Below are 20,105 nucleotides of genomic sequence, written 5' to 3'. Positions count from 1 at the left end.
GCGGCACATTGCTTTTTTTGCTCAGCTGTTTTTTAATTCGGCGATGATTTCAAATGATCTCATTCTGTCGGCATGCTCAAAGCTTTCTGAATTCACCATGATTTCATCCGCCTGTGTTGTCCGGATGAAGCTTTCCAGCTTTTCCTTCACACGCTCCGGTCCGCCGACGATCGTTGAACTGAGCTGTTCATTGACCATCGCTTTTTCATACGGCGACCAGATTTGATCCATGTCTTCAACAGGAGGCTTCAGCTGGTTCGGCGTGCCGCGGACGAGGTCTAAAAATCTTTGATAATGCGATGTTGCCAGATGCTCCGCCTTTTCATCCGTATCGGCGGCAATGACGGTGACGCCGACCATCGCGTACGGTTGATCCAGTACGTCTGACGGACGGAAGGAGCTGCGGTACAGTTCAAGAGCGGGCACGGTATTTTTCGGTGAGAAGTGAGCCGCAAAGGCGAACGGAAGCCCGAGCTCACCCGCAAGACGCGCGCTGAAGCCGCTTGAGCCCAAAAGCCAGATCGGCACGTCCAGCCCTTCGCCCGGAATGGCGCGGACTTGATTGCGCACATTGCCTGACGGTTTGAAGTAATTTCTCAATTCTTCAAGCTGCTCCGGAAAATCTTCCCCGCTGTTTATGTTTCTTCGTAAAGCTCTCGCTGTTAATTGGTCGGTTCCCGGCGCGCGTCCGAGCCCCAGGTCAATCCGCCCCGGATATAACGTTTCAAGGGTTCCGAACTGCTCCGCGATCACAAGTGAAGAATGATTCGGCAGCATAATACCCCCAGAACCGACGCGGATTTTTTTCGTGCCTCCGGCGATGTGGCCGATCAGCACCGCCGTTGCCGAGCTGGCGACGCCTTCTATATTATGATGCTCCGCAAGCCAATAGCGGTTATAGCCCCACTCCTCGGCGCGGCGCGCTAAATCCATGCTGTTGCGGAACGATTCAGCAACCGTTCCCCCCTGTACGACCGGCGATAAATTCAATACGGAAAACGCAGTATCTTTCAATGTATGTTCAGCCATCGTTTTCTCCTTTATGGTTTAGTGTAAGCAGATCTTAAACAAGGTCTCTACCACACACCTTACCACAGCTTTTCCCGTGAGTTAAACAATTTGATTCGATGATCTTCGAACAATCAGTCAGCGGCGGTTTTTTTACGGATGAACAGCTCCTCGGCGACATCAATAAAAAGCTTGGCGGCAAGTGATGCGTCTTTTATGGAAGGAACCGCCAGCTGCACCTCCCTGAATACATCCGGCGCAAACTCTTTAATCACCACTTCTTCCGGGAGGGGATTGCCGGCCATGGACATATCGGATAAGATTGCCATGCCCAACCCCTCCCGCACCATATTGATGGACGTGCTGACATTAAACACGGTAAAGGCCGCGCAAAGTTCGGCACCGGCTTGTTTAAACAGGCCTGCAAAGGGTGACGTGTAACCGCCTTCGCAAACCACCATCGGTTCACCGTCCAGATCTTTTATCGTTACGGTTGAGCGTGCGGCGAGAGGATGATCTTTATGCATAACCGCTGCCATTTTGTCTTTTTTCAGCAGAAAGGAATCCATATCCTCTGTCGGGAACAGCAGAATGCCCGCGTCAATCATCCGGGATTGCAGCCATTCTTTTACTTCGTCCGCCGTTCCTTCATGAAGCACCAGTTCAAGCTTCGGATACCGTTTTTTAAACACGCTAATCAGCTTTGGAATGAAATAAGCGGAAGCGGCCGGAAATGTGCCGATGTGAATTGTTCCCTGTTCAAGCCCTCTTTCCGCGGCCGCCAGCTGCTCGGCTTTTTCAATGCCTTTGAGCACCTCTCTGATATGGACGAGAATTTTTCCGCCCGTGTCCGTGAGCCTTACGCCGTTGCGGCGCTCGCGGACGATCAGCTTGATGCCGAGCTCTGACTCAAGCGCAGAGATGGCATGGCTGACGGCGGGCTGCGTCATATTCAGCGCCTGCCCCGCTTTTGTAAAGCTTCCCGTTTCAGCGATTTTAACAAAAACCCGCAGTTGTGTAATCGTCATAACGTTTTACTTATGCTCCTTATAAAAAAGATTCATTTTATTTATCTTACTGATTACCGTATCATATGATGGAATTGTTCTACAAGGAGTGAACGACGTGAAACAGCTTTCGAAAATACAGACGGCCCTTATGCTGGCGTTTCTAGTCACGGTATGGGGAATTAACTGGCCGCTGACAAAGGCCGCGCTTGCCTATTCGCCGCCTCTTCTGTTTGCCGGAATCCGCACGCTGATCGGCGGACTTCTATTATTAATGGCGGCGCTGCCCCGTTTTAAAAAGCTGCGTTTTAAAGAAACGTGGCCGATCTATCTTATTTCTGCCATTTTAAATATTACTTTATTTTACGGCCTGCAAACGGTCGGCTTGAATTACCTGCCTGCCGGCTTATTTTCAGCCATCGTGTTTTTCCAGCCGGTGTTAATGGGCGTTTTTTCTTGGCTGTGGCTCGGGGAATCGATGTATCCTTTAAAAATAGCCGGTCTTATTCTGGGCTTTGCCGGTGTCGCCGTCATCAGCGCAGCCGGTTTCGGAGGCCATATTTCCATCGCCGGCATTCTTTTGGCCTTAGGCTCTGCGGTCAGCTGGGCGCTCGGCACGGTATATGTGAAAAGAACGGGCGGACGCGCGGATTCTATCTGGATGGTCGCTCTTCAGCTTCTGATCGGCGGCGTGCTGCTTGTCAGCTCCGGCCATTTTTCAGAAAGCTTTTCAGCGATTCAATGGAAAGCTCCGTTCATTCTCAGCCTTCTGTTCATTTCAGTTTTTGTTATCGCGCTCGGCTGGCTCGCCTTTTTTACGCTTGTCGGTTCAGGGGAAGCAAGCAAGGTCGCCTCTTACACCTTCCTGATCCCGCTCATATCCATTACCGTCAGCTCGATATTCCTGCATGAGCCGCTGACCGTCAGCCTTTTAGCCGGACTGCTTCTGATCGTCACAAGCATTTGTTTTGTGAATATAACACCGAAGAAACTGAAAACACCTGCTCTGGCCGCAGAAAAAAAGGCCGTTCAATAAAAAAACTCTTGCCGCGGGGCAAGAGTTTTTTTATTTATTGACGTCTCCCTTTCACAAGATACGCAGCCGTAATGAGGAGATAGATGGCCGCAGTGATGTATGTAATGACGATGGATGTCGTCGCAATTACGCCGACCAGGATGGCCAAAAGCGCAAGCACTGCGAACCATGTTGTGTACGGGAACCATTTGACGTAATAAGCCGGCTGTTCTGTTGAATGTTTTCTTGATTTCAAATGGGCGAATCCGATAATCAGCCAGATGAACAGCACGGTATAGCCGAGGGAACCCATCAAATAATTAAACGTCTGGCTTCCTGCGAATAATGAAATCAGAACGCCTACATATAAAAATGACGTACAAGTCAGAATCGCATAAACGGGAACCTTTTTCTTCGACAGTTTTGAAAAGATTTTCGGCACCCGGCCGTCAGAAGCCTGCGTAAACAAGACGCGGGATGATCCGTACAGTCCCGAGTTCATAGACGAGATAATCGCAAGAAGAATGACGGCATTCATAATATGGTCGGCACCCGGAATCCCGATCATCTTAAATACTATGACAAACGGGCTTTCCGGAACGCTGTTGACTTGATTCCAAGGAATCAGGCTGACGATGATAAAAAACGGCAGCAAGTAAAAAGCGACAATCCGCGTTAACGTGCTTCGGACAGCTTTCGGGATCACCTTTTCGGGGTTTTTTGTCTCCGCCAGCGTGACGCCGATGATTTCCGTTCCGCCGTATGAGTAGATCACGACGAGCATCGCCGTAATGACGCCCCCCGCTCCATGCGGGAAAAACCCTCCGTGATCCGTTAAATGAGACAGCCCCGGCGCCGTGTGATTGCCGAATGAGAAAAATAATAGCAGAATCCCGCATAAAATAAAGATGACAATCACTGTAATTTTAATGAGCGCGAGCCAGTACTCCGTCTCGGCAAACAGTTTCACAGAAAGCATGTTTACGACCGTCACCACAATGGAAATGATCAAAGCCAATATCCATATCGGACATTCCGGCAGCCAATATTGAATGAAAATGGCGGCTACAACCGCCTCCGCGGCAATATTGAGCACCCACATTTTCCAATAGATCCAGTCTAAAAAGTATGCAGCGTACGACCCGAGAGACTGCTGAACCAAATCACGGAACGTCCTTGCATGTTTGTTTCTGACTGCCATTTCGGCCAGCCCCTGCATAATAAACAGCAGAATGATTCCGCCGAGGAGGTAGGCCAATAACACGGATGGCCCCGCTTCATCAATCGCCGTGCTGCTGCCTTTAAAGAGCCCGGCCCCGATTGCGCCTCCAAGCGCCATCATCATAATGTGTCTGGACGACATCGTCCGTTTTAACGTTTGCTTGTCCTTTTCCATCTATCACACGCCCTCTCGCAAAAAGTGTTCATCACATAAAAAAGCACGCCGCCTCTTTGGGAAAAGAGACGGCGTGCCTCAGGCAGCCGCGGTACCACTCTTGTTGATCCCGAATATCCGGAATCCAGCTTAAAAACCTTTTAACGAAGGTCAGCCGTTAGGACATAGGGAATATTCCGACAATTCCGTTCCGCCCTGCCACTTCCGGGCGAGTTCAAAGAACAATCAGTCCGCGTTGCACCAACCCGCGGCTCTCTTTTTCTGACTGGATTCTTTTACTGCTCCCGTTCACAGTGTTTTATGTTAAATGAATCTCTTGAGTTTTTATTTTCTGAATATAGTAACATAATATACAGTCTTCTATTTTCAAAGTCAATACTAATTTTTGCCGCCTATTGTCCTTCCCGGTCATTCGAAAGTCTAAGCTGAAATCCGGACACAAGGCTTTGCTTTCCGGGCGCCGCGCTTTCCGCTTTCACCTTTGTGTTTGCGTATAAAAACAGCGCAAGCGCAATGCCGAATGATATGACGAGAATCCATGCTTTTTTCATCCAGATGCCTCCTCACTTTCTATCATCGGCGGCTTTTTCTCTTTTTTTTATACGCCAAATTAAAAAAACAATTTTAAAATTCTGTTTTCCTTATATTAAAACTTGCTTTATCATAAAAGTATGCGTTTACATTCGAGTAGGGAGGTTATAGCATGACCCCTGTGAATTCAAGCAGCATCGGGAAGATTCAGGCGGCCAGCAAAGGTTTGTCGCCAAAATTGAGAGCGATTGCAGACCATATCGTGAAGGAACCGAAAGACGTGATTCACCTTTCCATCATTCAGCTGGCGGAAAAAACAAAAAGCTCTGAAGCGACGATTTTCAGGCTGTGCAAACGGCTCGGTTTTTCCGGCTATCAGGATTTAAAAATCGCGCTTGCTCAGGAGATCGTTCAGGAGCCGGTGCAGCACATTCATGAAGAAATGAGCCCCGACGACGATATCGAAGTCATCATCCAGAAAGTTTTCCGCACAAACATTTCCGGGCTGACCGATACCTTTCAATTATTAGATCCGGCCGACGTTGAAAAAGCGGTAGAAATGATCCACCGCGCAGACAGAATCGAATTTTACGGAAACGGCGGTTCCGGGCTGATCGCCACAGACGCGTATCATAAATTTATGCGTACGGGTATAAATTGCATCGCGCACACGGATTCTCACTTTCAGGCGATGTCAGCGGGTCTTCTCGGTCCCGATAGCGCAGTCATCGGCATTTCTCATTCGGGAAGCAACAAGGACGTGCTCGACGCGGTGAAAACGGCCAAATCGCTCGGCGCCGGCACGATCGGCATTACAAGCTACCAAAAGTCGCCGCTCACCCAGATTTCCGACGTGGTGCTGTATACGTCAACAAGGGAAACGGCTTTCAGAACGGAAGCAATGTCCGCAAGGCTTGCCCAGCTGTCGGTCATTGATACACTGTATTTCGCCACGGCCCGGCTGCGGCAGGAGAAAACGCTCGCCAACTTGCAGCAAATCAGAAAAATGATCGCGCACAAACGTTTGTAATCGCTTTCTGAATATTTATTTTTCAAAAGAGAGAATGCCGATACAGCGGGAATTGAGACAATTTTATGAAAAAATTTTTCTTCTTCATCGTTGATTTATAAAAAAATTATTCCTATAATTGACTTTGTAAGGGCATACATTATCAATCTATCTTATTATTCAATCAGATTAGGCGGGATATATTATGAAGGAAACCCAAGCTGTTATCGGTCTGGATATCGGCACGACCAGTACGAAAGCCGTTCTGTTCGGACCAAGAGGCAAAGTGTTAGCCAAGCATTCGGTTCACTATGATTTAATACAGCCAAAGCCGGCATGGGCCGAGCAGGATCCTGAGCACATTTTGGAAGCGGTTATCGGAAGCATCAGGGGCGCCGTCACAAAGGCCGGACTGAGCCCTGACAATCTGCTTGCAATCGGCATCAGCACCGCCATGCACTCATTGATAGCTGTCGATCAAAACGGCGGCCTGCTGACCAAAAGCATCATTTGGGCGGACAACCGCAGCGCCGAGCAATCAAAACGGATTTTAAAAGAGATGAACGGTTTTGATATTTATAAAAGAACGGGTACGCCGATTCACCCGATGTCTCCGCTTTCCAAAATTGTGTGGATGAAAGAACAGGACAAGGAGACATTCGCGAAAACCGCCAAATTCATCAGTATTAAAGAATATATTCTGCACGAGTTTTTCGGAACTTATGTCGTCGATTATTCGATCGCTTCGGCAACGGGGCTGTTCCGTTTAGATACGCTTTCCTGGGATGAAGAAGCGCTCCGGATTGCCGGAATCCGGGAAGATCAGCTGTCGGACATCGTGCCGACCACTCATCAGCTGCGCGGCCTTGCGCCGGAAATCGCTGCACGGATGGGCATTCATGCGGATACACCGTTTATTATCGGCGCAAATGACGGCGTGCTCGCCAACCTTGGAGTCGGCGCGATCGGCAAAGGAGAAGTGGCCGTTACGATCGGAACAAGCGGAGCTGTGCGTTCGGTGACGGATGCGCCGATTACGGATGAAAAAGCGCGGACATTCTGTTACGCGCTGACTGACAAGCATTGGGTCATCGGAGGCCCGACGAATAACGGAGGCATTATGCTGCGCTGGCTTCGAGACGAATTCGCTTCTCCGGAAGTCGAAACGGCGAAGCGGCTCGGCATTGATCCGTACGATTTAATGATTGATATCGCTGATAAAGTGCCCGCAGGCTCTGAGGGATTGCTGTTTCTGCCGTTTTTATCAGGGGAGCGCGCGCCGTTTTGGAATCCGAATGCCCGCGGAACGTTTTTCGGCATCAGCCTCCGCCATAAACGGGAGCATTTTATCAGAGCGGTGCTGGAAGGCGTCATCATGAGCGTCTTTTCAATCGGTGTCGCACTGAGAGATTTGGCGGGCCCTGCAAAAGACGTGCGGGCTTCGGGAGGATTTGCGAGATCACCGCTTTGGAGGCAGATTTTGTCCGATACGATGGGACGGGAAGTCCTCGTTCCGGAAAGTTACGAAGCCTCGGCGCTCGGAGCGGCCGTTCTCGCTTTGCACAGCCTTGGCGAAATGGAACGAATCGAGGATGTTCAGGACTGGATCAGAATTTCTCACCGCCATGAACCGAACGTCAAAAACAGCGAAACATATATTGAGCTGTTTTACTTATACGAGCGGCTGTATGACAAGCTCAAAGATGAATTTGACGTCATCAGTGAATTTCAGCTCAAACAAAGCCGTTAATTCTTCTTTGAAAGGGTGAAAAGGTCATGTTACTGTTTATTGTCATTGCCGCTATTATCGTTTTACTCTTATTGATTACGGTCGCTAAATTAAATCCGTTTATCAGTCTGCTGATTACATCCATCCTTGTCGGTTTCGCAACGGGCATGAATCTGCCGGACATTATCGCTTCGATGAAAACCGGGCTCGGCAATACGCTGTCGCTGCTTGCGATCGTGCTGGCCCTCGGTACGATGCTCGGAAAAATGATGGCTGAATCAGGCGGTGCGGAGCGGATCGCCCACACCCTGATCGGCCGCTTCGGCAAAAAGAAAGTGCATTGGGCGATGATGGCCGTCGCTTTTATCGTCGGCATCCCGGTCTTTTTCCAGGTCGGCTTCGTCCTGCTCGTGCCGCTTTTGTTTACGATTGCAATTGAAACCGGGGTTTCATTAGTGACGATCGGGATTCCGCTCCTTGCGGGACTTTCCGTCGTGCACGGATTGGTTCCGCCCCACCCGGCGGCGATGGCGGCTGTCGGCATTTATCACGCCAATGTCGGAAAAACGATTTTGTTTTCTTTAATCGTCGGCATTCCGACTGCCATCATCGCAGGGCCGCTTTACGGAAAATGGATTGGTAAGCGCATTCATAAACCCGTTCCCGAACTGTTGAAAAAACAATTTATTGAACGGAATGAAAAACGCAAGCTTCCGGGATTCGCAAATACATTGTTTACGATATTGGTACCGGTGATCCTGATGCTTATGGCAACGCTTGCCGAAATTGCGCTTCCGGAAAAAAGCACGCTCTATGAAACTTTTAAATTTATCGGCGACCCTGTCACGGCGCTTTTGATCGCCACGGTTTACTCCTTTTTCAGCCTTGGTTTTTATCAGGGCTTTGACAGAGAAAGCATTTTAAAATTCAGCAATGACTGTCTGGGACCGATTGCTTCCATTCTGCTTGTGATCGGAGCCGGCGGCGCTTTTAACAACGTCCTGATTGATTCAGGCGTCGGCACGTATATCGCTGACATGGCGAAGCACTCAAGCTTCTCTCCCGTTCTTTTAAGCTGGACGATCGCGGCGGTCATCCGTGTCGCCACAGGTTCAGCGACTGTCGCCATGATGACGGCGGCCGGCATTGTTGCTCCGATTGCATCTGTCATGCCGGGCGTCAGCAGCGAGCTTCTCGTTTTGGCAACGGGAGCGGGCTCTTTGATTCTGTCACATGTCAATGACTCCGGTTTCTGGCTCATTAAAGAGTATTTCGGAATGACAGTAAAAGAAACATTCCTGACATGGACAGCGATGGAAACGATTATTTCTGTCAGTGCGATCTGTTTTATCATGATCATTAACGCGTTTATATAAAAACAAACCCCGGCCGCATGAAGTGACCCCTGTCAAGCAGACAGTGTTAAAAAGACACGAAGCAGCCTGAGTCCTGTATTGATATGGGCTCAGGTTGTTTCACTTCTTTTGGAACCGTTGATGGTTGTAAAAATGAATATATTTACATACTGCTTCTTGAACTGCTTCAGCTGTTTTGCCCCTTTCATCCCCTCTGTCTGAAAGTGGTTAACCCATCTCCTTACTTGGTTTTTATCAATGTACATTTCTCTGGCGATTGTCTGATAACCCATCCCATCATTTAGGTGAAGATCAACAAATTTTTTCTTAAAGTGAATATCATAATTTTTACATGTTTCCCCATAAAAAATCCCCTCCATTGCAGACAGATCAGTATGCTTTCTTTTTTCTGTCTGCTATGAGGGGATCATATCACTATACGCTGGGCTCTTCTTTCTTTAACGAAACAAAAGAACAGCTAATATCCCTAGATTAATTATTCCTAAAAGGAAGGAAACGACCGCTATCCCTTTGTTTTTCTGCATAAAATAAAGACCGTTTATAACCAAGATACAGCTGATCAAAGCATCAAATAATCGGAGAGCCATAACGTTAAAATCAACTTCCGACTCAAAAAAGCTAAATATCGATACTGCTATTAAAAAGATTACTGATACTGTGATATAAATCAACCAGTCCCTAGATGCATTGCTCTTTTCAGTTTCTTTTTGAATACTGTTCATGAGTTGTTCAAAACCACCTTATAACAATATTTCCTAAATCTTATAATATGCGCCTAATCATTTTCAATGCATCGTTATAATGATAAAAAAGAGGGGTATTTCTTCCCCCCTCTCCTTAATTATCCGCAAATTAATTTTATTGCTTTGCTTTTTGAGTTGTGCTTGATAATAACACAAACTGTTCCGCAACCAATACCGATTGCTAGGTTGATGGCCGCAATTCTTAAGCAAGAAAGAGCACAAGAGCCTCCATTTGCTATATCATATAACCAAGATACAGCCGCTCTGCAGCTCATCATAGTTGATGCTTTTGTTTCTTCCGCAGAGTCTTTTGAATTCTTTAAGTAATCTTCTGCAGAAACTTCTGTTCCATTATCCAGTTTGACTTTTCCGCCTTCTGTTAAGTTTACATCTTCGACAACTTTACCGGATTGTTTTATTTGTAAATTAAGAAGTTTTTCTGATTCATCAAATGTAATGTAAGTTTCAATAGTATCGAATATTTGTTCAGTTTTCAGATCAACAAAATATTGTGCTGATGTTAATCCAGACTCCATATCATCAACAGGAATTGTTACCACAGCCATGCCTTCTTTTACATTTACAATCTCTTCATCTTGTTCATTTGAAAGTCCAAAGAAGCTGTTTTTTGGTTTTTTCACCAACTTGTTTTGTTTAAATTCCTTTGAGGCATAGACAATTTCTTTTGCTTTTTGTTGATCTTCTAATGGTCCCGATGACTCAGGAACCCCTGATTGGCATGACGTACAATTTGTTTTTGCTTTCCCTAAAACATTTGAATTAGCTTTAACACTAGTATTAAAAGAGAAAATCGTTACTAATGTAAGTGTGAAAGCCATTAACAGTGAAAAAAAGCCTTTCTTACCCATCAAATACCTCCTCTTTTTCCATATTTTAGGTATAACAATAAAAAGTGTAACTTATTTCCAGTATGAAATCAACAAAAAAACAGATAATTCTATTAAATTTTCAAAAATGTCTCTTTAAAAATAAGCGGACTTTATTTTCACTGTCAAAAAACTGTCTAATTGCACTTTCTTTTCGTTCATAAATACAATCATAGAAAAGCCATACATCAGGTGAAATTGCTGAGACATCGGCGTCGGTTTCAAAACAAAAGATCGCAAAAGGTAAAATAACACGGATCAAATTGATCATTTCTTACTTTTGTATCACATTTCGTCTGTTTCTTCATTGCCCCATGGTAAGATCTTGTTGATCCATTTAAATGAAAGGATATGGATATGAAAGGATATGGATATGAAAGTATTTGAAGCCAAAACACTGCTTTCAGAAGCAGATAAACTGCAAAAGAATACAAAGAATTAAGAAGCCTGATGGTCAATCTTAAAAAAGCCTTCAAAGCCGTAGCTGACTTAGATGACAGTGAGCTTTCCGGAAAAGGCGCTGACAACATCAAAGCATTTTATCAAGATCACGCTGATGTGGCTGACAATTGGATTGATCTAATTGATATGAAAATTGCTTTTTTGACAAGCATTTCAGGCGCTTTAGAGGACGCCAGCTTGTCTGACGCATACATAGAAGAATCCTTGCTGGAACACGAGCTGGCTAATGCCTGCACCAAGTCAAAATCCATTATGTCTGAACAGAAGAAAGCGATGAAAGGTATCCTGCTTGATATCAATGATATTCTTCCGCTTGAATTGTTCTCGACAGAAGACTTCAAAGACGAACTTGCAGATGCAGAGGACAAACGTAAAAAAACAGTCGATAAATTAGGAAGCGTGGACGAAGCACTTGTTACTTCAATGTTCATTTCTCTGGCGATTGTCTGATAACCCATCCCATCATTTAGGTGAAGATCAACAACTTTTTTCTTAAAGTGAATATCATAAGTTTTACGTATTTTCCCCATAAAAAATCCCCCCCATTGCAGACAGATCAGTATGCTTTCTTTTTTCTGTCTGCTATGAGGGGATCATATCAGAAAACCGGGGTTTGTTTTTTTATCGGTCATTCACAAGGATATAAGCGGCTTTAACGGGTCCGTGGACGCCGACAACCAAATCCATTTCGATATCGGCCGAGTTGCTCGGTCCAGTAATATAGTTGATGCAGGAAGGAACGGTGACGCCGTCTCTGATCTGCTGTTTCAGTATATCGCTGGCCTGTGTCATTCTCGGCACAATGGAAGATTTCGGGATGATTGCGATATAGGTGGTCGGAAGCAGGCTGACGGAACGGCCGGCATGCTCTGACGCATACAAAACGACGGTGGCTGATTCCGCAAGCGTGATCTCGCTGAATGTAATGCCCACATTCGCTTGTTCCGCTTTTCCAATATTTTCCGCTCCTTGTTCCGCGTCCCATTCCCAAACGGGAATCCCTTCGTCCGGCCACTCTTCTGTCATAAGGGTCTGCAAGCCGTACGTTTCAAACCGGCTGTCCTTCGGAATGATGACAGGCCCTCCTTCAAAGCGGTTCACCTGCGTGCGCAAAGCGTCGTAAAGCCCGGCTGCATCCGTTTCGATCAGTTCGGTATGAATGTTGACGCAGTGGTCTTTCAGCATCGTGACAAGATCGTCTTCCGTACAGTCCGCATGCGTTTGATATTGTGGCTGATACTTCCATTCAGGCAGGGACACGCCTGATTTCCTGCGCTCTCTGCCCAGACTTTCGGCGATCCGGTTTAAAAAGGATTCCTGATGTGTAACCGTCCCTTTCATCATCATTCTTCCCCCTTTTGTTTTTCCCGGTCTTTAAACCAATCTCTGAATCTCGATTTATGCGGCGCCGGGAAATCCCGTATTGCAGTCCATTCTTTTAACGGCCCCGGCCCTTTTGATATTTTGTCATCTTCCGTAAACGGCGTCATGGCGGCAGGCGCCCATTTCGATCCCATTTTATAAAGGGACGGGGATGACGAGCCGAGCCCGAAGGCTTTCATCGCCAGTTTTTCGCTGATCGGCGCTTTGCCCTCTTTTTCCACGATGTTCTGCCGATGCTTGAGCAGCAGCTCGTGCAGCGGAATTTTAACGGGACACGCTTCCGTACAGGCCGCGCATAAGGAAGATGCGTACGGGAGCTCCTTGTATTCGTCATATCCGCCCAGAAGAGGCGATAAGACGGCGCCGATCGGACCCGAATAGATGGACCCGTACGAGTGTCCGCCGACATGCCGGTACACGGGACAGACGTTAATGCAGGCGGCGCAGCGGATACATTGCAGCACCGATTGAAATTCCGTGCCGAGTATGCGGGAACGCCCGTTGTCCACAACCACGAGGTGGAATTCCTCAGGCCCGTCAGCTTCTCCTTGCTGACGAGGTCCCGTCAGCGCCGTAATGTAACTTGTAAGCCGCTGGCCGACGGCGCTTCTCGTCAGCATGCTGACAAGCACTTCAAACTCAGAAAATGACGGAACGATCCGCTCCATTCCCATCACGGTGATCTGCGTCTTCGGCAGCGCGGACACAAGGCGGCCGTTTCCTTCGTTCGTCACGAGACTGACCGATCCGGTATCCGCGATCGCAAAGTTGCAGCCTGTAATGCCGACATCCGCTTCGAGAAATTTTTTCCGGAGAACGCTGCGCGCGTGCATGACGAGCTCTTCCGGTTTTTCCGTCTGTTTGTATTCGAGTCTCTCTTTAAACACGTCACGGATCTGCTCTTTGTTTTTGTGAAGAGCGGGAGCAACGATATGTGACGGCGGATCGTGATCGTCAATCTGGAGAATATATTCGCCGAGATCCGTTTCTGTGACTTCACAGCCCTCTTCCTCAAGCACTTCGTTCATATTGATTTCTTCTGTCACCATGGATTTGGATTTTACGATTTTTTTGGCGTTTTTCTGCCGGATGACATCGCGGATATAGGAGGACGCTTCTTCCGCCGTTTCGGCGAAAAAGACGTGTCCGCCTCTGTTGGCGACGTTTTCGGCGAGCTGTTCCAAATAGAAATCAAGATTGTCCAGCACATGCTGTCTGATTTCTTCCGCATGGGAACGCCAATCCTCCCAGTTTCCCAATTCTTCGGCCGCCTGAAGCCTTCTTGTCCTGAGCCGTTCCTGCGCTCCGGAGACGGCTCCTCTCATAAACTCATTATCTATTCCTTCTGATACCCGCTCTTTAAAAGCGGCGGTACCGATTTTCATCGCCATGATTTTCCCCCCTTGTTGTTTCTCGTGTTATCTGCTGTTCAGCACTTCGGCGATGTGCATGACTCTGACGTTTTTATCCTTACGGTCAAGACGCCCGCCGATATTCATCAGACAGCCGCAATCCGCCCCGATCAACACTTCGGCCTCCGTGTCTTCCACGCAGGCGACCTTCTCATCCACCATTTGTTCAGAGATTTGCGCCATTTTCACAGAAAACGTTCCTCCGAATCCGCAGCATTGGTGCTTTCCGGGAAGCGCGGTCAGCTCGAGCCCCTTGACATGGCGCAAAAGCTTCATCGGCTCCTCCGACACGCCGAGCAGCCTCGTCATGTGGCACGATGTATGGACTGTCGCTTTTTTTTGCAGCACCGCCCCGACATCCTCCACCCCGAGAACGTTGACAATAAAATCTGTTAACTCATATGTTTTGTCCGCAAGCTGCTGCGCTTTTGCCGCCCACTTCGGATCGTCCTGAAACAGATGCGGATATTCACGGAACATCGTCGTACAGGAACCTGACGGACTGACGACGTACTCCGCTTCTTCAAACGCGGCAATCATCCGCTTCATCGCTTTTTTCGCATCCGTCACATACCCGCTGTTGTATGCGGGCTGCCCGCAGCAAATCTGCCCCTCGGGAAAATCCACCTCACACCCGAGCCGTTCCAGCACCTCAACCGTCGCCTTTCCGACATTGGTCTGGAACATATCCACAAGGCACGTGACAAATAATGAGACTTTCATGATGAACCCCTCTTTCATCCTCAATATGTGATCCGGTCATCTGATGACCTGTTTTTAGGAAAAGCTCTATGAATATCCTACACTATTCTGAATATGGATTGGAAGGTTTTTCTGAAAAATCCTTTCGTCCGATGTGCTGAAGGGGACAAAAAAAGAGAAGCCCGAAAGCTCCTCATGCTGCTCTACACCCCGTTTTCCAGCAGGCGTCCCAGTTTTTGCACACCCTCTTTTATCGCGGCTTTACCGGCATAACTGAACGACAGGCGAAGATATTCCGCACCGTCTTCCTGATGCAGAAAAAAATATTTTCCGGGGACATAGGAAACGCCGTGAGACAGAGCCTGCGCCAGCAGTGCGGATGTATCCGCCCCAGGCGCTTTCACCCATACAAAGTAACCGCCTACAGGCACGTGCCAGGATGCGGATTCCGGAAGATATCGCGCTAATGCGGCGAGCAAAACGTCACGTTTGCTTCGATATGCTTCCCGTAAAGCGGCGAGCCGTTTTTCCACATTCGTTTGTTCCAGATAGACGGCGGTCACCGCTTGGGAAAACGGGTGGCCTAAGTCTTTTTTTAACCATGACAATGCCGTGATGAATGCGGCGTCCCCTGCAATCCAGCCGATCCTCATACCCGGGGCGATGACTTTTGATAATGAACCGGCGTACAGCACCCGGCCGTTTTGATCCATGGCTTTCAAGGGCGGCGGAATATCGGTGAATCCGAGCTCGCCGTATGCATCATCCTCCAAGATGAGAAAATCATACGCTTCGGCAAGCTGAAGCAGGAGGGTTCTCCGCTTCGCTGACATTACGGTTCCCGCAGGATTCTGAAAAGCGGGTATCGTGTAGAGAAGACGGGGAATCAGAAGCCCTTTTCGTTTTCTTTCCTCAAGCATGAACGCTAATGTTTCTGTTTGCAGGCCCTCTTGATCTGTCGGAATGCTCATGATATGCGGTGTGTAATTTTTAAAAATCTCGAGCGCTTCCATATAGACCGGAGCTTCAACGGCAGCGGCGGTTTGTTCATCGAGGAAAACCCGGGCTGCCAGATCTATCGCCTGACAGGCGCCTGAAGTCATGAGCAGCTCATCGTCCCGACAGTGAATGCCGCGGATGGCTAACCGTTCTTGAATCTGCTTTTTTAAAACGGCCGTCCTCGGGCTTCCCATATAATGCAGCGGCAGATCGCGCTCCTCATCCAGAAGGCGGGCGGCGGCTTCTTTCAGCTCCTTATCAGGAACGAGGGCGGGATCGGGATAGCCGGAATGCAGGGGGATGCACGCTTTCGGAACTGCCGGCATCCATTCCCCGGGAGGATCGTTTGTCAGAGCTTTCTTTACATGGTCAGAAAAAAAAGATTCGCCCTGCATGTGATGTTATCCCCTTTCACAAGTCAGCTTCTATACATTTTCTTCAAAATAAGCCCCCAGCACTTCTTCCACATTCGTCAGGTGCGCGGTCATCGCGGCTTCCGCTTCATCCGCGTCTCCGGCGGCGACGGCGCTGTAAATGCGTTCATGCTCTTCATACAATCGCTGCACGCTCGTTCGTTTAGAAAACAGCCAAATTTTTCTCGTTTCTCTCATCGTTTCCAAAAGAAGCGCGGAGACATGATTCATGAGATGCTTGAGCAGGCCGTTTTGTGATGCTTCCGCCAGCGCCATATGAAAGGAGAAATCCGCTTTTTCGCCCAATTCTTCGTCTCCGTCAATGTCTTTCATCTCCATGAGAGCTTGGCGGATTTTTTGTAAATCGTCTTCGGTGCGTTTTTCAGCGGCCATGGCGGCGACGCCGAGTTCAAGCAGCTTTCTGACTTCGAGCAGCTGTTTGACATCCTCTTTTTTCATCAAGAGGGCGGAAGAAAGCGGCTGGGAAACATGAGCCGGCTCAAATTCTCTTATGTATGTGCCTTCTCCCTGCTTCATGTCGACGAGCCCCATCGCTTTCAAAGCCGACAGCGCTTCTCTGACCGCCGAGCGGCTGACCTGAAAACTCTCAGAAAGCGCCTGAACGGAATCAAGCTTTTCACCCGGCTTAAGCTCGCCCGCTTTTATCTTCTCCAGCAATGCGTCAGCGACTTCCTCGTAGATTTTTTTCGTTTTAATTTGTTTATATTTCAACGCGATCACCCCGTCACTTGTGAATCTTGATGTTTATCGTCTATTATACTTCTTTTTTTGTATTGCCGACAGGTTCAGACAATTTGTTCAAGAAAAGTATTGTACTTTCAAAACTTTCAAAATATAATGCTAATTAACCCGGTCATCAGATGACCTTATCATAAAAAGTAATCGCTTACATGACATAAGGAGGGGTTTTTTAGGGATGCAATGGACACAGGGGTACGCTCCTTTAGGGGGAAATTTGCTTTTATCGGCAGCTTGCGCGCTCGTGCCGATTATCTTCTTTTTTTGGGCGCTTGCGGTGAAACGGATGAAGGGGTACATCGCGGGGCTTTTAACATTAGCCGTTTCACTTTTAATCGCTGTATTTGTTTACGGCATGCCGGCGGAAAAAGCGGTGATGTCCGCTTCTCAGGGAGCGGTGTACGGGCTGCTTCCGATCGGCTGGATTATCGTCACATCGGTCTTTCTGTATAAAATCACCGTGAAAACGGGACAGTTTGAGATTATCCGGAGTTCGGTGCTCTCAATTACAGATGACCGGCGTTTGCAGGCGCTGCTCATCGCCTTTTCATTCGGGGCGTTTTTAGAAGGCGCCGCCGGTTTCGGCGCTCCCGTCGCGATCTCGGCCGCTTTGCTCGTCGGACTTGGTTTTCAGCCGCTGTATGCGGCGGGGATTTGCCTGATTGCCAATACGGCGCCCGTTGCCTTCGGCGCGATCGGCATTCCGATAACCGCCGTCGAAGGTCCGACCGGGATACCGGCAATGGAAATTTCTCAAATGGTCGGCCGGCAGCTTCCGTTTTTATCCGTCTTTATTCCGCTGTACTTAATCATTTTGATGAGCGGGTTTAAAAAGGCTTTTGAGATATGGCCGGCCATTCTTGTTTCCGGCGTCTCCTTTGCGGCCGTGCAGTACGCAAGCTCGAATTTTTTAGGGCCTGAGCTTCCGGATGTGCTGTCGGCGCTAGTTTCCATGGCCGCGCTCGCTGTGTTTTTGAAATTTTGGAAACCGAAAACGGCCTTTCGTTTCGCGGCAGAACGGGAATCAGCAGCGGCCGCTGACCGGGCGCCGATCAAGTACGGGGGCGCCGCAGTGTTTAAAGCGTGGTCTCCTTTCCTTCTTCTGACGGCCATGATATCCGTTTGGGGGATTCCGGGCGTGAAGGCTGCATTAACCGGTCATTACGAAGGAACGTCAATGTGGCTTTCCTGGCTGAATGCAGCCGGGCGTGCATTGACCTTCACGCCTCCCGTCCCATTTGTAAATCAGCAGATTCTTCAGGCGGACGGCACGCCGATTAAAGCCGTGTACAAACTTGAGCTTTTCGGTTCAGCGGGGACGGCGATTCTGATTGCCGCCGTCATCTCCAAGTTCGCCCTCGGCATGTCGTGGAAGACTTGGAGCGAAGCGTTTATAGAAACGGTGAAAGAATTAACGCTTCCGGTCGTGACCATTGTTTCTGTTGTCGGCTTTGCTTATGTGACGAATGCTTCCGGCATGAGCACGACACTCGGTCTTGCGCTTGCCATGACGGGCGCGATGTTTACCTTTTTTTCGCCGGTGCTCGGCTGGCTCGGCGTGTTTATTACCGGCTCTGATACGTCGGCCAACCTATTGTTCGGCGGATTGCAAAAGGTAACGGCGCTCTCTGTCGGGATGGACCCGGTTCTCTCCGTCGCCGCCAATTCATCAGGCGGTGTCACCGGAAAAATGATTTCTCCGCAATCCATTGCGGTTGCCTGTGCCGCTGTCGGTCTGGCGGGCAAGGAAGCCGACCTTTTCCGCTTTACGATTAAGCACAGTCTGTTTTTGCTTCTTCTCGTCTGTCTCATTACATTTTTACAGCATCATCTGTTTTCATGGATGATCCCGTAACACGGAGAACCTCCCCGGGGTTTGGCTCGGGGAGGTTTCAGCTGTACCGTTTTCTCGCCGATGACGGCGGAATATTTAATTGGTCACGGTACTTGGCGACGGTGCGCCTTGAGATTCGGATGTCATATTGTTCATGCAGCAGATCGGCAAGCTTTTGGTCTGAAAAAGGTTTCTTTTTATCTTCTTTACCGACCAATGCCTCCAGATGCGCTTTCACGGCATAATTGGAAGCGCCGCCGTCCCCCGACGATTCAGCTTTCGCCGAGAAAAATGTTTTCATTTCATACAGTCCGTACGGCGTCTGAACGTACTTCCCTTTGATGGCCCGGCTGATCGTTGATTCGTGGAGCTCCAGCGTTTCCGCCACCTCTCTTAAGGTCAGCGGCTGCATTCCGCTTTTTCCTGTGAGAAAAAAGGATTCCTGCCGTTCAGTCAGCACGCCGATAATTCTCGTGATCGTTTGTTTTCTTTGCGACAAAGCTCGGTTCAGCCAGCGCCATTCCTGATATTTTGCCGACAGATAATTTTTCGTGTCACGGCACCCGGCAGCTGACAGCAGCGGCTGATAATGGGTATGAAGCTGGATGTCAGGAAACGAACGGCTGTTGAGCCGCGCTTGAATGATGCCGTTTTTCACTGTGATGAAAATATCCGGTTCCACGTAAAAACCCGGCTCCTCATGCGCATAACAGAGCCCCGGCCTCGGATCAAGCGCGCTGATCATGTCAGCGATGTCCTGAATGTCTTTAAGCGGAATGCCCGTTTTTAGTGTAAGCGCTTTCCAGTTCTTTCTTGCAAATAGCTCAAAATAGGCTTCGGCAATCCATTCCGCCTGTTCGTTCCGCTCGGGCAGACGGCGGAGCTGAAGAAGGATGCATTCCTGCAAAGACCGGGCGCCGATTCCCGCGGGCTCAAGGGATTGAAGCTTTTTAAGAACCGCTTCCGTCTCCTCTTGTGAAGCGGATACATGGTCGGCGGCGGCTGGTATGTCCTCTTTTAAATATCCGTTTGAATCCAATGAATGTATCAGATAATTGAAAATTTTTTTCTCATCATCGGACAGCTTCATGTCTAAGGCTTGCTGTTTAAGCGAATCCTGCAGCGTTTTGCGGGTAAGTCTGATCTGCTGGCTTCCGTCCCGTTCTTTCATCCTGTTTTTATTTGTTTTATGGTAAGATAGTGGCGGCGTGTCTGTTTCCTTTCGTTCAATCAGAGGGTTTTCCAGTGAGAGCTCATCAATATATCCGGCCAGTTCCGCGGAATTGTATCCGAGTAATGTGATAGCCTGTTTAAGCTCTTGCGTTAATTGAGGCTTTAACATTTGTGTTTGCTGAAGTTTGATATCCATCATGCTCACTCCCCTTTTTTCATTGTACATGATTGGTTTCATACCGTATATACTTATTAAAAGGAGTTGCT

General features: G+C 48.4%; 18 protein-coding genes, 1 pseudogene and 1 other annotated feature. Of the genes and pseudogenes, 6 read left to right on the top strand and 13 right to left on the bottom strand.

The genetic code is table 11. The features are described from left to right. Positions 1–21: 21 nt before the first annotated feature. Both SB724_RS12060 and SB724_RS12055 read right to left on the bottom strand, forming a co-directional pair. On the bottom strand, positions 22–1,029 hold the full coding sequence (locus SB724_RS12060; protein WP_007613877.1) for an LLM class flavin-dependent oxidoreductase: 1,008 nt from the start codon (positions 1,027–1,029) through the stop codon (positions 22–24). 113 nt (positions 1,030–1,142) lie between these two features. Then, the gene (locus SB724_RS12055) at positions 1,143–2,036 is read right to left on the bottom strand and encodes a LysR family transcriptional regulator (RefSeq protein ID WP_410571279.1); all 894 of its coding nucleotides are present in this window, start codon (positions 2,034–2,036) and stop codon (positions 1,143–1,145) included. A gap of 97 nt (positions 2,037–2,133) precedes the next feature. Between SB724_RS12055 and SB724_RS12050 the strand changes: the two genes are divergently transcribed. Continuing rightward, positions 2,134–3,051 carry a DMT family transporter gene (locus tag SB724_RS12050; RefSeq protein ID WP_038459909.1) on the top strand — a complete coding sequence of 306 codons (918 nt, stop codon included), beginning with the start codon at positions 2,134–2,136 and terminating at the stop codon, positions 3,049–3,051. A gap of 34 nt (positions 3,052–3,085) precedes the next feature. Here the strand turns inward: SB724_RS12050 and SB724_RS12045 are convergent, their stop codons facing one another. After that, complete coding sequence (locus tag SB724_RS12045; RefSeq protein WP_410571276.1) at positions 3,086–4,426, bottom strand: amino acid permease; 1,341 nt, start codon at positions 4,424–4,426, stop codon at positions 3,086–3,088. Positions 4,427–4,487: 61 nt separating this feature from the next. Next, positions 4,488–4,727: a binding site (T-box leader), on the bottom strand. Between the two features lie 91 nt (positions 4,728–4,818). After that, positions 4,819–4,977, bottom strand: coding sequence for a hypothetical protein (locus SB724_RS12040; protein WP_007613883.1), 159 nt, complete (start codon positions 4,975–4,977; stop codon positions 4,819–4,821). A gap of 152 nt (positions 4,978–5,129) precedes the next feature. Here SB724_RS12040 and SB724_RS12035 point away from each other — a divergent pair, with 152 nt between their 5' ends. From SB724_RS12035 to SB724_RS12025, 3 genes are all read left to right on the top strand, one after another. After that, the gene (locus SB724_RS12035) at positions 5,130–5,987 is read left to right on the top strand and encodes a MurR/RpiR family transcriptional regulator (protein ID WP_130571454.1); all 858 of its coding nucleotides are present in this window, start codon (positions 5,130–5,132) and stop codon (positions 5,985–5,987) included. Positions 5,988–6,171: 184 nt separating this feature from the next. Next, positions 6,172–7,716, top strand: coding sequence for a gluconokinase (gene gntK / locus SB724_RS12030; RefSeq protein WP_007407372.1), 1,545 nt, complete (start codon positions 6,172–6,174; stop codon positions 7,714–7,716). A gap of 26 nt (positions 7,717–7,742) precedes the next feature. After that, positions 7,743–9,071, top strand: a complete 1,329-nt coding sequence (locus SB724_RS12025) for a GntP family permease (RefSeq protein WP_007407373.1) — start codon at positions 7,743–7,745, stop codon at positions 9,069–9,071. An 89-nt stretch (positions 9,072–9,160) separates the two neighbouring features. Here SB724_RS12025 and SB724_RS12020 read toward each other — a convergent pair whose 3' ends face one another. The 3 genes from SB724_RS12020 to SB724_RS12010 all read right to left on the bottom strand — a co-directional run bounded on the left by SB724_RS12020 (position 9,161) and on the right by SB724_RS12010 (position 10,683). Beyond that, complete coding sequence (locus SB724_RS12020) at positions 9,161–9,430, bottom strand: helix-turn-helix domain-containing protein (protein WP_410571272.1); 270 nt, start codon at positions 9,428–9,430, stop codon at positions 9,161–9,163. Positions 9,431–9,508: 78 nt separating this feature from the next. Then, the gene (locus tag SB724_RS12015; RefSeq protein WP_045208953.1) at positions 9,509–9,793 is read right to left on the bottom strand and encodes a hypothetical protein; all 285 of its coding nucleotides are present in this window, start codon (positions 9,791–9,793) and stop codon (positions 9,509–9,511) included. A gap of 119 nt (positions 9,794–9,912) precedes the next feature. After that, complete coding sequence (locus tag SB724_RS12010; RefSeq protein WP_265972932.1) at positions 9,913–10,683, bottom strand: putative immunity/bacteriocin fusion bifunctional protein; 771 nt, start codon at positions 10,681–10,683, stop codon at positions 9,913–9,915. Positions 10,684–11,074: 391 nt separating this feature from the next. On the opposite strand from SB724_RS12010, the pseudogene SB724_RS12005 reads away from it, so the two are divergent. Then, positions 11,075–11,583, top strand: a pseudogene (locus SB724_RS12005) (T7SS effector LXG polymorphic toxin); the annotation flags it as partial. A 201-nt stretch (positions 11,584–11,784) separates the two neighbouring features. On the opposite strand, the gene SB724_RS12000 reads toward SB724_RS12005, so the two are convergent. The 5 genes from SB724_RS12000 to lutR all read right to left on the bottom strand — a co-directional run bounded on the left by SB724_RS12000 (position 11,785) and on the right by lutR (position 16,804). After that, positions 11,785–12,507, bottom strand: a complete 723-nt coding sequence (locus tag SB724_RS12000) for a LutC/YkgG family protein (protein ID WP_410571270.1) — start codon at positions 12,505–12,507, stop codon at positions 11,785–11,787. Continuing rightward, positions 12,507–13,937: a LutB/LldF family L-lactate oxidation iron-sulfur protein gene (locus SB724_RS11995; protein ID WP_007407375.1), complete on the bottom strand. Its 1,431-nt coding sequence runs from the start codon at positions 13,935–13,937 to the stop codon at positions 12,507–12,509. The genes SB724_RS12000 and SB724_RS11995 overlap by 1 nt, the downstream gene beginning before the upstream one ends. A 27-nt stretch (positions 13,938–13,964) precedes the next feature. Next, positions 13,965–14,681, bottom strand: a complete 717-nt coding sequence (locus SB724_RS11990; RefSeq protein WP_014418920.1) for a (Fe-S)-binding protein — start codon at positions 14,679–14,681, stop codon at positions 13,965–13,967. A 182-nt stretch (positions 14,682–14,863) separates the two neighbouring features. Beyond that, positions 14,864–16,054 carry an aminotransferase-like domain-containing protein gene (locus SB724_RS11985; protein WP_265972927.1) on the bottom strand — a complete coding sequence of 397 codons (1,191 nt, stop codon included), beginning with the start codon at positions 16,052–16,054 and terminating at the stop codon, positions 14,864–14,866. A gap of 30 nt (positions 16,055–16,084) precedes the next feature. Further along, positions 16,085–16,804 (bottom strand): L-lactate utilization/bacilysin biosynthesis transcriptional regulator LutR, encoded by a 720-nt coding sequence (gene lutR / locus SB724_RS11980; RefSeq protein WP_323054514.1) that lies wholly within the window; start codon positions 16,802–16,804, stop codon positions 16,085–16,087. A gap of 205 nt (positions 16,805–17,009) precedes the next feature. Between lutR and lutP the strand changes: the two genes are divergently transcribed. After that, entirely contained in the window at positions 17,010–18,686 is a 1,677-nt protein-coding gene (gene lutP, locus SB724_RS11975) for an L-lactate permease LutP (protein WP_410571267.1), read from the top strand. Positions 18,687–18,723: 37 nt separating this feature from the next. Here the strand turns inward: lutP and rpoN are convergent, their stop codons facing one another. After that, complete coding sequence (gene rpoN, locus SB724_RS11970; protein ID WP_044801965.1) at positions 18,724–20,034, bottom strand: RNA polymerase factor sigma-54; 1,311 nt, start codon at positions 20,032–20,034, stop codon at positions 18,724–18,726. Positions 20,035–20,105: the final 71 nt, after the last annotated feature.

This window comes from Bacillus sp. SIMBA_031 (assembly GCF_046535225.1).
GTDB lineage: Bacteria > Bacillota > Bacilli > Bacillales > Bacillaceae > Bacillus > Bacillus velezensis.
This window is presented reverse-complemented; position numbering and strand designations above follow the sequence as displayed.

Coding starts and splice junctions, on each gene's coding strand:
- SB724_RS11985 (WP_265972927.1), bottom strand. CDS start 16,054: ATGCAGGGCGAATCTTTTTTTTCTGACCATGTAAAGAAAGCTCTGACA.
- SB724_RS12055 (WP_410571279.1), bottom strand. CDS start 2,036: ATGACGATTACACAACTGCGGGTTTTTGTTAAAATCGCTGAAACGGGA.
- gntK (WP_007407372.1), top strand. CDS start 6,172: ATGAAGGAAACCCAAGCTGTTATCGGTCTGGATATCGGCACGACCAGT.
- SB724_RS12035 (WP_130571454.1), top strand. CDS start 5,130: ATGACCCCTGTGAATTCAAGCAGCATCGGGAAGATTCAGGCGGCCAGC.
- SB724_RS12060 (WP_007613877.1), bottom strand. CDS start 1,029: ATGGCTGAACATACATTGAAAGATACTGCGTTTTCCGTATTGAATTTA.
- SB724_RS12040 (WP_007613883.1), bottom strand. CDS start 4,977: ATGAAAAAAGCATGGATTCTCGTCATATCATTCGGCATTGCGCTTGCG.
- SB724_RS11990 (WP_014418920.1), bottom strand. CDS start 14,681: ATGAAAGTCTCATTATTTGTCACGTGCCTTGTGGATATGTTCCAGACC.
- SB724_RS12015 (WP_045208953.1), bottom strand. CDS start 9,793: ATGAACAGTATTCAAAAAGAAACTGAAAAGAGCAATGCATCTAGGGAC.
- SB724_RS12000 (WP_410571270.1), bottom strand. CDS start 12,507: ATGATGAAAGGGACGGTTACACATCAGGAATCCTTTTTAAACCGGATC.
- rpoN (WP_044801965.1), bottom strand. CDS start 20,034: ATGGATATCAAACTTCAGCAAACACAAATGTTAAAGCCTCAATTAACG.
- SB724_RS12045 (WP_410571276.1), bottom strand. CDS start 4,426: ATGGAAAAGGACAAGCAAACGTTAAAACGGACGATGTCGTCCAGACAC.
- lutP (WP_410571267.1), top strand. CDS start 17,010: ATGCAATGGACACAGGGGTACGCTCCTTTAGGGGGAAATTTGCTTTTA.
- SB724_RS12010 (WP_265972932.1), bottom strand. CDS start 10,683: ATGGGTAAGAAAGGCTTTTTTTCACTGTTAATGGCTTTCACACTTACA.
- SB724_RS12020 (WP_410571272.1), bottom strand. CDS start 9,430: ATGGAGGGGATTTTTTATGGGGAAACATGTAAAAATTATGATATTCAC.
- SB724_RS12025 (WP_007407373.1), top strand. CDS start 7,743: ATGTTACTGTTTATTGTCATTGCCGCTATTATCGTTTTACTCTTATTG.
- SB724_RS11995 (WP_007407375.1), bottom strand. CDS start 13,937: ATGGCGATGAAAATCGGTACCGCCGCTTTTAAAGAGCGGGTATCAGAA.